Origin of the sequence: Mesorhizobium opportunistum WSM2075 (assembly GCF_000176035.2) — a bacterium.
Taxonomy (GTDB): Bacteria; Pseudomonadota; Alphaproteobacteria; order Rhizobiales; family Rhizobiaceae; genus Mesorhizobium; species Mesorhizobium opportunistum.
Genome location: NC_015675.1, coordinates 541,302 through 554,707, shown reverse-complemented (window position 1 = coordinate 554,707; position 13,406 = coordinate 541,302). Strand labels below are relative to the sequence as shown.

At 65.1% G+C, this 13,406-nt stretch carries 11 protein-coding genes; 8 read left to right on the top strand and 3 right to left on the bottom strand.

What is annotated here, in order from left to right; genetic code table 11:
- Positions 1-55 precede the first annotated feature (55 nt).
- Genes MESOP_RS02525 through MESOP_RS02515 form a run of 3 tightly spaced genes read right to left on the bottom strand, consistent with a single transcriptional unit; the run spans position 56 to position 2,686 of the window.
- On the bottom strand, positions 56-1,045 hold the full coding sequence (locus tag MESOP_RS02525) for a transketolase family protein (protein WP_013891749.1): 990 nt from the start codon (positions 1,043-1,045) through the stop codon (positions 56-58).
- A complete protein-coding gene (locus MESOP_RS02520; protein ID WP_013891748.1) occupies positions 1,042-1,890 on the bottom strand; it encodes a transketolase in 849 nt (282 codons plus the stop codon). The genes MESOP_RS02525 and MESOP_RS02520 overlap by 4 nt, the downstream gene beginning before the upstream one ends.
- Positions 1,891-1,894: 4 nt before the next feature.
- Positions 1,895-2,686: an SDR family NAD(P)-dependent oxidoreductase gene (locus MESOP_RS02515; protein WP_013891747.1), complete on the bottom strand. Its 792-nt coding sequence runs from the start codon at positions 2,684-2,686 to the stop codon at positions 1,895-1,897.
- Positions 2,687-2,802: 116 nt separating this feature from the next.
- Between MESOP_RS02515 and MESOP_RS02510 the strand changes: the two genes are divergently transcribed.
- From MESOP_RS02510 to MESOP_RS02475, 8 genes are all read left to right on the top strand, one after another.
- On the top strand, positions 2,803-4,023 hold the full coding sequence (locus tag MESOP_RS02510; RefSeq protein WP_013891746.1) for a mandelate racemase/muconate lactonizing enzyme family protein: 1,221 nt from the start codon (positions 2,803-2,805) through the stop codon (positions 4,021-4,023).
- Between the two features lie 131 nt (positions 4,024-4,154).
- Entirely contained in the window at positions 4,155-6,551 is a 2,397-nt protein-coding gene (locus MESOP_RS02505) for a thiamine pyrophosphate-dependent enzyme (RefSeq protein ID WP_013891745.1), read from the top strand.
- A 31-nt stretch (positions 6,552-6,582) separates the two neighbouring features.
- Complete coding sequence (locus MESOP_RS02500) at positions 6,583-7,593, top strand: C-terminal binding protein (protein ID WP_013891744.1); 1,011 nt, start codon at positions 6,583-6,585, stop codon at positions 7,591-7,593.
- The gene (locus tag MESOP_RS02495) at positions 7,590-8,318 is read left to right on the top strand and encodes an E3 binding domain-containing protein (protein WP_013891743.1); all 729 of its coding nucleotides are present in this window, start codon (positions 7,590-7,592) and stop codon (positions 8,316-8,318) included. The genes MESOP_RS02500 and MESOP_RS02495 overlap by 4 nt, the downstream gene beginning before the upstream one ends.
- 138 nt (positions 8,319-8,456) lie before the next feature.
- Positions 8,457-9,221, top strand: coding sequence for a GntR family transcriptional regulator (locus MESOP_RS02490; RefSeq protein WP_013891742.1), 765 nt, complete (start codon positions 8,457-8,459; stop codon positions 9,219-9,221).
- Between the two features lie 313 nt (positions 9,222-9,534).
- Positions 9,535-10,599: a sugar ABC transporter substrate-binding protein gene (locus MESOP_RS02485; protein ID WP_013891741.1), complete on the top strand. Its 1,065-nt coding sequence runs from the start codon at positions 9,535-9,537 to the stop codon at positions 10,597-10,599.
- A gap of 153 nt (positions 10,600-10,752) precedes the next feature.
- Positions 10,753-11,820 (top strand): substrate-binding domain-containing protein, encoded by a 1,068-nt coding sequence (locus MESOP_RS02480; RefSeq protein ID WP_013891740.1) that lies wholly within the window; start codon positions 10,753-10,755, stop codon positions 11,818-11,820.
- 67 nt (positions 11,821-11,887) lie between these two features.
- Complete coding sequence (locus MESOP_RS02475) at positions 11,888-13,390, top strand: sugar ABC transporter ATP-binding protein (RefSeq protein WP_041164483.1); 1,503 nt, start codon at positions 11,888-11,890, stop codon at positions 13,388-13,390.
- The last annotated feature ends 16 nt before the right edge of the window (positions 13,391-13,406 follow it).

Below are 13,406 nucleotides of genomic sequence, written 5' to 3'. Positions count from 1 at the left end.
CTATCTTTTGTTTTGACCATGATCTTATCCTAAAACCGGCTCCCACTTTTCGGGATCATGGTAGCGCAGTGATTGTCGCGAGGACGGCCTCCGTGGTCAGGCCATACTTCGCCTGCAAGGTCGGCACGGCGCCGCATTCGATATAGCGGTCGGGCAGGCCGATGCGCGTCACCCTTTTCGCAATGCCGGCATCGAACAGGGTCTCGACGACAAGGCTTGCCAGCCCGCCGACCACGACATGGTTTTCCGCCGTGACAACACGATCGACTGAGCCGGCAAATTCGGCAACCGCCCCGGCGTCGAACGGTTTGATCGTCGGCACGTGCAGCACGCCGGTGGAGATGCCTTGTCCTTGCAGGGCATCGGCTGCGTCCAGCGCCCGTTCGGTCATGAAGCCGGTCGAGATGATGCCGACGTCGGACCCTTCGCGCAGGCGCCGCGCCTTGCCGATCTCGAAACGATAGCCGGGTTCGAACACGACAGGCACGCTGCCGCGCAGCAGCCGCATGTAGACCGGCCCTTTATGCTCGGCGATCGCCGCCGTCGCCGACTCGATCTCGGTCGCGTCGCAGGGGTCGATGATGGTGAGACCCGGAATCATGCGCATCAGCGCAAGATCTTCGATCGCCTGATGGGTGCCGCCATAGCCGGTCGTCAGCCCGGGCAGGCCGGCGACGATCTTGACGTCGAGGTTTGAATGGGCAAGCGCGATGGCGACGAAATCATAGGCGCGCCGCGTCGCGAACACGCCATAGGTGGTGGCGAACGGCACCTTGCCGGTGCGCGCCAGTCCGGCGGCGACGGCGACCAGGTTCTGCTCGGCCATGCCGACATTGAAGAAGCGGTCCGGGAAGGCGTCGCGGAACGGCAATATGTCGGTGTATTTGCCGAGGTCGGCGGTCAGCCCGACAATCTCGGGCCGGCTCTGGCCAAGCCTGGCCAGCGCCCGGCCGAAGGGCGCTTCGACACTTTGCCGGCCGCCGCCAGCCGCCTCGTCCTGGCCCATGGCCAGCGTACGCCCGGCCTCCATCGCCGCTCCGCTCATTGGGCTGCTCCCGTGCTCTTGTCGAACTCGGCGATGATGCCGTCCCATTGCGCCACGTCGACGCGGAAGAAATGCGATTTCTCTGAGGTCTCGATGCGCGGCACGCCCTTGCCGGGCAGCGTGCGCAGCACGATCGCCTTCGGCTTGCTATTACGCTGACGTGCATCGGCCAGCGCGCCGATTATCGCTCTCATGTCGTTGCCGTCGATCTCCAACGTTTGCCAGCCGAAGGCGCGCCATTTGTCGGCCACCGGCTCCATGTCGAGCACCACGGGGCCGTCGGCCTGGATGCCGTTGCAGTCGATCAGCGCCACCAGCCCGTCGAGCTTGAAATGGCTGGCCGACATCGCCGCTTCCCAGGTCGAGCCTTCCTGCATTTCGCCATCCGACAGTTCGACGAAGACGCGCGCATCGGAGCGATCGACGCGCAAGCCGAGCGCCTGGCCGACGCCCTGTCCCAGGCCATGGCCGAGCGAGCCGCCGATCATCTCGACGCCGGGCGTGGTGTCGAGCGTCGACATCTCCAGCCGGCTGTTGTCGGCGCCGTAGGTGGCGAGTTCCTCGACCGGAAGGATGCCGGCCTCGGCAAAAGCCGCCCACAGCGCGATCGAATAATGTCCTGTCGAGAGCAGGAAACGATCGCGATCGGGCCAGTCGAGATTGTGCGGATCGTAGCGCAGTTCGTGGAAATAGAGCGCCGCCAGCGCGTCGGCGATGCCGAGGCCCTGGCCGATATAGCCCTGGCCCTGACCGCGCGCCATGGTCAGCATATGGCGGCGCAGCAGCTTTGCCTTGCGTTCGAGCGCGCCGATATCGGCGCCGCCGGGAGGAGAGTTTCGCAGCATTGGATCAGTCCTTGTCGAGCCCGCCCGACATGTTGAGCCGCTCGGCTGTCATGTATTTGGGCGAATCGAGGCAGAGCCAGACGACCGCCTCGGCGACCTCGGAAATCTCGGCGCGGCGGCCGAGCGGAATGCGGCGCGTGCGTTCGTCGAGGAAGGCCTGCAAATCGTTGCGGCCATTGGCGCGGGCAAGATCGGCCTCGGTGGAACGCTGCATTTCGGTGTCCATCATGCCGGGCGCCAGGCTGTTGACCAGCACGCCATAGGGCGCCAGCGCCACGGCCGCGGCGCGGGTGATGGAATCGACCCCGGCCTTGCTCGCCGTGTAGGCGGTATAATCGGGCAGCGCCATGCGCGAACCGGGCGAGGTGATGTTGACGATGCGCCCGGAGCGCTGCTCGCGCATCACCCGTCCCGCCGCCTTGCAGGCCATGGCAAGGGCAGTGACGTTGAGCGCCAGCGTGCGCGTCCAGGCCTTGTAGCTGGCGTCGAGGAACGGCTCGATCACACCATAGCCGGCATTGTTGACCAGTATGTCGATGCCACCCCAGCGCGCGACCACTTTCCCCACCGCCGCCTCCGGCGCGCCCTCCAGGGTGAAATCGCTTGTCATGATTTCGGTTGCCGCGCCGGTGCCGATTTGCCGGGCCGTTTCGGCCAATCCTTCGCCGTTGATGTCGGTGATCGCGACGACACAACCGCGCCGGGCGAGCTGGATCGCCACCTCGCGGCCGAGGCCGCCGGCCGCACCCGTGACCAGGGCTCTCCCCGGCGCTGCGTTCTGATTTTCGGCAGTCAAGCGAGCACCCTCCCGGTGGCCATCTTGACGCGATTGATACCGGTACCATAAATGGCTGTCAACGACGATGTGCTATTGTCAGTTGGCCAAGTGATCGCCGCAGCCGGGAGGAAGAAATGAAGATCGTCGCGCTCGAAACGCTGCAGCTGGCGGAGTTTCCGTTCCTGTTCTGGCTGCGCGTTCACACCGATGCCGGCATCGTCGGCACCGGCGAGACCTTCTGGGCACCGGGGCCGGTCGCTTCCTATGTCCATGACAATGTCGCCGCCTACCTGCTGGGCAGGGATCCCCGCGACATCGAGCTGCATGACCGCACGCTCGGTAGCGTCTATGTCGGCGCGCGCGATTCCGGCGCCGAGGTGCGCGGCAATTCCGCCGTCAACATCGCACTGTGGGACATCTACGGCCAGGCGCTCGGCGAGCCGGTCTGGCGCCTGCTCGGCGGGCGCACCCAGCAAAGCGTGCCGATCTACAACACTTGCGCCGGCTACAAGCATGTCCGCGCCACCAAGAAGAACGCGCTGTTCGAGCGCGGCGAGGACTGGTCGCTCAAGGCAGGCGATTCGAACGAAGGCCCGTATGAGGATCTGCTTGCCTGGCGCTACAATGCAGGCGACCTCGCCAAAAGCCTGAAGTCGGAAGGCATCGGCGCCATGAAGATCTGGCCGTTCGACATCGCCGCCGAGGCATCGAACGGCACCCGCATCTCGCTTGCCGACCTCGACAAGGCGCTGGAGCCGTTCGGCAAGATCCGCGACGCCGTCGGTCGCGACATGGAGATCATGGTCGAGCTGCATGGCCTGTGGACCTTGCCGCCGGTGCTGCGCATTGCCGAGGCGCTGAAATCTTATGACGTCGCCTGGCTGGAGGAGCCGGTCCGCTACAACGAGCTCGACGCCATGGCCGAGCTTGCCCGCCATACGTCGATACCGATCGCCGCCAGCGAGCGGCTGGCCTCGCGGCAGATGTTCAAGCAGTTGATCGCCAAGCGCGCCGCTTCGGTGATCATGATCGACCTCGCCTGGTGCGGCGGGCTTTCGGAAGCGCGCAAGATCGCCAACATGGCGGAGGCCAGCGAATTGCCCGTCACCTTGCACGACTGCACCGGGCCGATCGTCTATGCCGCCAGCTGCGCGCTGTCGGCGACCTTGCCGAACGTCAACTACCAGGAAGCGGTGCGCGCCTATTTCACCGGCTGGTACACCGAAATCGTCGCCGACATTCCGCAGGTCAAGGATGGCCATGTCGCGCCGCTCGAAGGTCCTGGGCTGGGCCTCAGCCTGCGGCCGGAGCTGTTCCAGCGGCCCGACGCCACGGTGCGCATCACCAAAATTTAGCCGTCGCATTGCTCCTCTCAGAGCCAGTAGACATTATGCTATTATAATCTATGATGCGCCGAAGCGAGCGGCCAACAAGCTCGCCGCCGGCGCTCTGCCGCTTGGCGCCAGACGGATTCAGGGAGGCTTCGGTGGCAATTTCCGCGGCGCGGGCGCGCGACGATTTCAAGAGCGCTCCAAACCTGCCCGACAAGCAGGTCCTGCTCGACCTATTCGAGCGCATGGTGCTGCTGCGCCGCTTCGAAAGCATCGCCCAGATCGCTTGCCGCAAGGGCGAAACACCTGGCTTCCTGCATCTCTATATCGGCGAGGAGGCAACGGGCGTCGGCGTCTGCGCCCATCTGCGGCCGACCGACTGGGTGACATCGACCCATCGCGGCCATGGCCACGCTCTGGCCAAGGGCGCCAATCCGGGCCGGGTGATGGCCGAGCTGTTCGGCAAGGCCGACGGCATCTGCGGCGGCCGTGGCGGCACCATGCATCTCTACGACCGCTCGGTCGGCCTGTTCGGCACCAACGGCATCGTCGCCGCCGGCATCGGCCATGCCGTCGGCATCGGCATGAGCGCGCGCCAGCAGGGCCGCGACGACATCGGCGTCGCCTTCTTCGGCGACGGCGCCGCCAACCATGGCGGGTTCCACGAGGCGCTCAATTTCGCCGCCGTGCAGCGCGCGCCGGCCGTCTTCATCTGCGAGAACAACCTCTACGCCACCGCGACACCGCTGAAATCGATCACACTTAATCCCGAGATTGCCACCAAAGCGGCGTCCTATGGCATGCCCGGCGTGGCGGTGGACGGCAACGACGTCTTCGCCGTCTGGCTGGCGATGAAGGAAGCCACCGAGCGCGCCCGTTCCGGCAAGGGACCGACGCTGATCGAGGCCAAGACCTATCGCACCGTCGGTCACCACGAGGGCGATCCGGTCATCGGCACCTACCGCACGCAGGAGGAACTCGATGCCTGGATCAAGCGCGATCCCATCGACATGTTCCGTAAGAAGCTGGTCGAGGATTACGGCATCGCCGATGCCGAAGCGCTCGCGGCAATCGAGGCGCGGATCGAGAAGGTGGTCGATGAGGCGCTGGCCTTCGCCCGCAATTCGCCCGAGCCGGATCCGGCATCGATGCGGCTGCACGTCTTTGCCGATCCGATCAATCCGCCTGCCGCCTTGGCCACGCGCGCCCTCGGTGAGACGCGCACGCAAGGCTGGCTGGAAGCGGTGCGCGACGGCATTGCCGAGGAGATGCGGGACAACCCGGCGATCCTCTATTTCGGCGAGGGCACCGGCGAGCGTGGCGGCAGCTTCGCCCACACCAAGAACCTCTGGCAGGAGTTCGGCGCCGAGCGCATGGTCGACACGCCGATCTCCGAACAGGGCTTTACCGCTGCCGCCGTCGGCGCCTCGGCCACCGGCGCGCGCACCGTCTCGGACCTGATGTTCGCCGATTTCGCGTTCGAGACCGCTGGGCAGATCTTCCTGCAGGCGGCCAAGCTGCGCTACATGACCAGCGGCCGGATGAGCGCGCCGATGGTGGTGCGCGTCGGCGCCGGCGCGCTGCGCAGTTCCGGCCCGCACCACAGCGGCATTTACCATCCGGTCTTCGCCCATATGCCGGGGCTGATCGTCTGCGTGCCCTCGACCCCGGCCGATGCCAAGGGGCTGATGAAGACGGCGCTGCGGGCCGGCGACCCCGTCATCATGCTCGAGCCCAAGGCGCTGTTCGCCTCCAAGGGCGAGGTGCCCACGGGCGAACATTATGTGCCGTTCGGCGTCGCGCGGATCGCAAGGGCGGGAACCGACATCACCATCGTTGCCGCTGGCCAGATGGTGCAGCGCGCGCTGGAGGCTGCGGAAGCGCTGGCAGCCGAAGGCATCGAGGCCGAGGTGATCGATCCGCGCACCATCATGCCGCTCGACATCGACACCATCGTCGCCAGCGTGAGCAAAACCCACCGCCTGCTCATCGTCGACGAAGCCTGGGCGATGTGCGGCCTGGGCGGCGAGATTGCACAGGCTATCAACGAGCTCGCCTTCGACGAACTCGACGCACCGCCCGGCAGGCTGCACGCCGCGCCGACCTCACACCCTTTCGCGCCTGTGCTGGAGCGCGCCATGCTGGTCGACGCCGCACGCATCGTCCAGGGCGTGCGCGACGTCATCGCTGGCAAGCCGCCGGTGCCGGACCATTGGTACACGGTCGGCCTGAAAAGTGCTGCGCCGGCCAATCCGGTTCCTGCCGCGGTCAAGCTGCAACCCGCCGCACCAGCGGTTGCCGCTCCAGCCGCGGGCGACGACGAGCCGATCACGATGCCGTTCGGCGATCTCACCGTTAGCGAAGGCACGGTCATAAAATGGCTGAAGGCGGTCGGTGACGCGGTGAACGAGGGCGAACTGATCGCCGAGATCGAAACCGACAAGGCCGTGGTCGAGATCGAGGCGCCGATCGGCGGCACGCTGAGCGCGATCGATCAGCCGGTCGGCGCCGTGGTGCCGATGGGCGGCCGCATCGGCGGCATCAAGAAATAATCACCCTATCCGAGAGACCCGAAGGACTGGCATGAAGATCCTGTGCGCCAACTGGCAAGCCGCCGACGAGGCCGAACTCGAACGGCAGCATTATCCCGACATCGAGTTCATTCTCGCCCGCTCCACCAACGACAAGGCCGCCGAGCTCGATCCGGCCGTCTGTGAGGCGGTCGACGCCGTCATCAACTATTCGCCCACCCACAATGTCGCCGCCGCACCGACGTCCTTTCCCAAGGCCAGGATCGCGGTGCGCTCCGGTGTCGGCTTCGACAATATCGACACGGCGGGCTGGGGCGCGCGCAGGATCCCGGCCTGTAATGTTCCGGACTATGGCACAACCGAGGTCGCCGACCATGCCATCGGCCTGATGCTGGCGCTGACGCGTGGCACCTCCGCCTATGGCGCCGAGCTCTCCGGCCATGGCGCCATAGGCTGGCATTTCTCTAGGGCGCCGCTGGTGCGCCGGCACAAGAGCGCCACCTTCGGCATTGTCGGGCTCGGCCGCATCGGACTGGCGACCGCACGCCGCGCCGCCGCCTTCGACATGAAGGTGGTGTTCTACGACCCGCATCTGCTCTCCGGCGTCGACCTGTCGACCGGTTACGAGCGCGTTCATTCGCTTGGTGAATTGATGGCACGGGCGGATGTCGTCAGCGTCCACGCGCCGCTGAGCGAGGACACCCGCAAGCTGCTCGGCGCGGCCGCTTTCGCCGCCGCCAGGCCCGGCCTTGTGCTGGTCAACACCGCGCGCGGCCCGATCGTTGATCTCGACGCGCTCGAATCCGCGATGCGCAACGGCACCATTGCCGGCGCCGGGCTCGACGTGCTGCCGAACGAGCCCGGAGACCTCGACCATCCGCTGCTGGCGGCATGGCGGCGACGCGAGCCATGGATCGCCAATCGACTGATCGTCACCCCGCACGCCGCCTTCTACAGCCCGGCATCGATGCGCGACCTCAGGCTGAAATCGATCGAGGTCGTGTACGCCTATCTCGCCGAGGGCCGGCTGACCAACTGCGTCAATTCAGAGCATCTGAAATGAACATGGCCGCGACGCAGGCTCCGCGGCTGGCGGTCTCCCCATATGCCCGCCGCCTGGCGCGCGAGCGCGCGCTGCCGCTCGAAACGCTTCGCGGCAGCGGCCCGGGCGGCCGCATCCTGGCCGCCGATGTCATCGGTTTCGTCCCGCTTGTCGTGCCCGTCAATTTCCCCGATGTCGTGGCCCCGGCGGCAGCGCCCTCCATTGGCGCGTCCCGCATCGCCGCCTTTGCTACCTCGATCGCACTGGAGGGCTTGAGAGACCTGCTAGCCGCGCTGGCGAATTCAGGAACTGTATTCGATATCGACGACCTGCTGCTGCGCGCTGCCGGTCGTGCATTCGCGGAGGCTCCTGAAATCGTCAAAGGCGCCGACGTGGCCGTGGCGTTGGAACTGACGAGCCGACAAGCCGTGTTCGCGGCAAGCCCGGAAATGTCACTGACATCGCTTCGCGCCTTGCGGCTGGCGGCGTTGGCCGACAATCATGACGACGCTGACAAACCGGCGATGCTGTCGCTGCGGCTGCTGCCGGCCAGCGACATCAGGCCGGTGATGATGCCGCTCCTGCCCGGCCGCGCCATGCGCCTGACGGTCTCGCTCAACAGCGCAGGCGGCCAGGCCGAATGCCTGCTGACGGCCGATGCGAACAACGTCGATGAGGTGATCGCGTCCGCATGGCTTTCGGCCCTGAAATCGGCGATCGAAAACCCACTTCGGCTCTTCGTCTGAGCGGTTGGTGATCGCCGGCCTTGATTTTTGGTTTAGGCATGTCGTTATCCCAAGACCGGATCCACTTTTGGGCGACATGCGATAGCCTCTTGCGAAGGAAGCTATTATAAAAGCTTCGACACAGGCGCGACGAGGCACATGGATCATCCCACCATCGACAGTCTTCCCAGGCGCACGCTCGGCCGCGCCAACGGCCCGCTTTACCGCCAGCTCGCCGACATATTGCGCGAGCCGATCGGCAACGGCACCTTTCCCGTCGGCGGCGAACTGCCGAAGGAAGCGACCATCGCCGAGCATTTCGGCGTCAGCCTGATCACCGTACGCCAGGCCTTGCGCGATCTCGAGGCCGACGGCCTGATCAGGAAGCGCTCGGCCAAGCCCGCCGTGGTCGCGGCGCGCAGCCCCTCGGTCAATCTGAGCTGGAAGTTTAAGAATTTCGCCGACATGGCGGCCTTCACCAAGGACGCCGAGCTGACGGTGAAGTCCTACCGCAAGGAAGTCTCGCCAGTGCTCCAGCGCCATTTCGGCATGGCCAAGGACGAGGCCGGCTATTGCCTGCGCAGCGTGCTGTCGATCGGCGAACAGCGCAAGGCGCAGATCACCACCTACTTTCCGCCCGACATCGGCGCCCGCATGAAGCGCGAGGACTTTTCCGACGTGCTGATCTTCCGTTCAGTGCAGAAACATCTCGGCCTGCGGCTCGACGTGGCGCATGTCACGGTGCGCGCCGAAATCGCCGACGAGGCGGTTGCCGGCGACCTCGGCATTGCGCTGGGCAGTCCGGTGCTGACGGTGGAGATGCTCTATCAGTCGGCGGACCAGCGCAGCATCGAATTCTCCGTCGCCCGCCATCCAGCCGATATTTTCAGCATCACCTACGACGCGCCCAACGATCTGTCTTGAACCAGATCGGCGGCATTGGCGCGCCGATTTCCTGGTCTCGGTCATGGACAGCCTTATAAAATTATAATAGCATCATAGCTAGGATGAAGGCTGCGCGGAGGACCACGGTCGCACGTGGGCGCAAAGCCACTTCCGACGCTGAGCATTTGCCCGGTCCATGTCACTCAACCGGCATGTCACCCAAGATGCGCGGCGGTTCTGGGGTAACGGCATGCACAACAACAAAGTCTGTCCATAAGGGGGCTGTGCCTCGAAGGCGTAGATGGGGCGGCGGCGTTCGCGCGGCTGACAACAAACACGGGAGGAGAAAGTCATGAAAGCGGGCGTATTTTTCGCCGGCCTTGCGGTGATCGCGGCGACGTTGCTGTCGGTCGACACCGTGCCGGCCAATGCACAGGACAAGAAGCCATACACCATTTATCTCTCGAACAATTTCGTCGGCAACGACTGGCGCCAGCAGATGCTGCGCAGCGCCGATATCGCGGTGAAGAAACCGCCGCTTGCCGGCCGGGTCGACCTCAAGGTCGAGGTGGTCGAGACCACGGTCCAGGCCCAGATCAATTCCCTCAACAACATCATCCGCAACAAGCCCGACGCCATCGTGATCGATGCTGGCTCCGGCGAGGCCCTTAACCCAACGATCGAGAAGGCCTGCAAGGCAGGCATCGTGGTCATCGCCTTCGATCAGATCGTCAGCGCGCCATGCGCTTATACGATGGAGTCCGACTGGGGCCGGGCGCCGCGCGTGGAGGCCGAGTGGCTGGTCAAGAAGCTCGGCGGCAAGGGCAAGATCCTGGTCGACCGCGGACTTGCCGGCGCTCCGATCTCCGCCCAGCTGCAGGGTGGGTTCGAGGAAGTCATCAAGAAATCTCCCGGCATCGAGGTGGTCGGCTATTTCAATGGCGACTATGCGCTCGGGCCGGAACAGGCCGGCGTCGCCAGCCTGCTGGCGGCCCACCCGCAAGTCGACGCGATCTTCGTTCAGGGTTACGGCGCCGGAGCAATCAAGGCGCTGCAGGATGCCGGTCGTCCGATCGTCCCCATCACCGGCAGCCCCTTCAACCTGACGACGACGACCTGTGCCCAGACGAAAGGCGCCCAGTGCATCCTTGCACCCAACCCCGCCTATCTGTCGGCCGAGGCCTTGAAGCTTGCAGTCGAGATACTCGACGGCAAGAAGCCGGCGCAGAAGAAGATCCTGCTGCGCAATGCCTTCCTCACCACCGATCCGGTTCCGTCGGAACTCTATCCCGATGCGGCCATGCAGAAGATAGAGGTCGGCACGAATGCCTTTCCGGACATGGCTCCCGGTCTGTTCCTTCCGGCCAGCCCGGACTGGGTTGAGATTACCCCTGCCGAGGCCGCTGGTTCGAAATGAGCGACGTCTGCAAATCGCGGCGAGGGCCGCCCCGATGCGCCTTGGCTTAAATTGACAAGGCGCATTGGTACCGGTATCAATTTGCGTGCAGCACCCACAAAGATGGCGAAGTCCGTCACCGGCTGATGCAGGAAACACCAAGGAGGAGAGACCATGAAACTGAAGACAGTTTGCGGTGGATTGGCGGCTCTTGCCATGTCCGCAATCGCGGTGGGCACAGCGCCGAGCCATGCCGAGGACAAGAAGCCCTACACCATCTATCTCTCAAACAATTTCGTCGGCAATGACTGGCGCCAGCAGATGGAGCGTGTCGCCACGGTGTCGGTGAACAAGGGGCCGCTGAAAGGCCGCGTCGACCTCAAGATCGAGAATGTCGAGAACACCGTCCAGGCGCAGATCAACTCGCTGAACAACATCATCCGCCAGAAGCCGGACGCCATCCTCGTCGACGCCGGTTCGGATTCGGCGCTCAACCCGACCATCAAGAAGGCCTGTGATGCCGGCATCGTCGTCATCTCTTTCGACCAGGTGGTGACCGAGCCCTGTGCGTTCGCCGTCGCCTCGGACTGGGACCGCATCCCCTCGGTGATGGCCGAGTGGATGGCCACGCAGCTTGGCGGCAAGGGCAACATCATCCTCGACCGTGGCCTTGCCGGCGCGCCGATCTCGGCGCAACTCCAGCAAGGCTATGAGAAGGTGCTGGCCAAATATCCCGACATCAAGGTCGTCGGCTACTACAACGGCAACTATGCGCTCGGTCCGGAACAATCCGGTGTCGCGGCTCTGCTTGCCGCCAATCCGCAGATCGACGGCATCATGACGCAAGGCTATGGCTCGGGCGCCATCCAGGCGCTCAAGGACGCCGGGCGGCCGATCGTGCCGGTCGTTGGCTTCTCCTACAATGTCGCCGCCGTCACCTGCGCGCAGACGCAAGGCGCCAAGTGCATCCTCGGCTCCAACCCGGCCTATCTCTCTTCCGAAGCGATCAAGCTGGCGGTCGACATCCTCGACACCGGCAAGAAGCCCGCCGAGCGTTCCGTTTCGGTCAAGGGTGACTTCGTCACCACCGATCCCTTCGAGTCCAAGCTCTATCCGGGCACCAAGATGATCAAGATCGCGGTTGGCGAAAATGCCTTCCCCGACCAGGCGCCCGGCCTGACGCTGCCGATCACGCCCGACTGGGTCGAGATCACCGCTGCGGAAGCCGCCGGCAGCAAGTAAGATCGGGAACCACGACCCTGTCTCCCGGCATCGCGAGATGTCGGGAGAGCTTTTCGAAAGCGCATTCATGGACCTCGTCACCGTCAAAGGCTTGTCCAAACGCTATGGCGGCATCGTCGCGCTGAGCGAGGCGACATTCAGTGCCCGCGCCGGCGAAGTGCATGCGCTGCTCGGCGAGAACGGTGCGGGCAAGAGCACCTTCATCCAGATCCTGTCGGGGGCGGTGCGTCACGATGGCGGCTCGATCCTGGTCGACGGGCAGGACTATCGCCCGGCCAATCCGGATGCGGCCCAGGCGCGCGGCATCGCCGCCGTCTTCCAGGAGCTGTCGCTGATCCCCGATCTCAGCGTCGAACAGAACATCTGGTTCCGCCACGAACCGCGAACATTGCTGCGCACCGTCAACCGCGCGGAGATGCGCCGCAAGACGCTGGCGCTGCTCGAAAAGTACAATTTCCCGCCACTGCGCCCCGATCGGGAATTGCGGCGGCTGACGCTGGCCGAGCGGCAGGTCGTCGAGATCGCCAAGGGCCTGGCCAAGGATCCCCGCATCCTGATCCTCGACGAAGCGACCTCGGCACTGCCCGCGCGCGAAGCCGAATGGCTGCTCAAGCTTACACGGCAACTGGCGACCGAAGGCCGGCTGGTCATCTTCATCTCGCACCGCATGGCGGAAGTGCGCGCCATCGCCGACCGGCTGACCATCTTCCGCAACGGCAGTACGGTCGCCGCTCATGAGGCCAATGCCGTCTCCGACAACGAGATCGTCACCCAGATGATCGGCCGGCATCTCGACCGGCTCTATCCCGAGCGCATTGCCACGGCGACCGATCGCGTGGCACTCAGGGTCAAGGGGTTTTCCAGCGGCAGCCGGCTCTCCGGCGTCGACTTCGCGCTGCGCGAAGGCGAGGTGCTCGGCGTCGGCGGCCTGCAGGGCCATGGCCAGCGCGAACTGTTCCAGGCGCTGTTCGGCGCCACCAGGGCCAGCGGCGCGATCGAACTCTGGGGCAAGCCGGTCTCGATCGGCAATCCGCGCCAGGCGCTGACCGGCAAGGATGGTATCGCCTTGGTGCCGGAAGACCGGCGCGGGCAGGGCCTGCTCTTGACCAAAAGCGTGCGCGAGAACCTGACCCTGTCGGTCATCAAGCGCTTCACCGAAAACGGCTTGCTGAGCCGGCAAAAGGAGGCGGCGCTGGTCAAGGAGATGGTCGATTTCCTGCGCATCAAGGCCGGCACCCCGGAACAGCTCGCCGGCACGCTGTCTGGCGGCAACCAGCAGAAGGTGATCTTCGGCAAGATGCTGTTGACCGAGGCGCGCGTGCTGTTGCTCTACGATCCGACGCGCGGTGTCGATGTCGGCACCAAGGGCGAGATTTTTCAGCTGATGCGCGACCTCGCCGCCAAAGGCTACGCGATCCTGTTCCATTCCAGCGATATGCCGGAACTCGTCCATGTCGCCGACCGCGTGCTGGTCATGCGCAATGGCCGCATCGCCGCGACGCTCGAAGGCGACCGTATCTCGGAGGCGGGCATCTTGCGCGCCGCCATGCTTGAAAGCGAGGCGGCTTGAGGCATGTCCGTGGAGC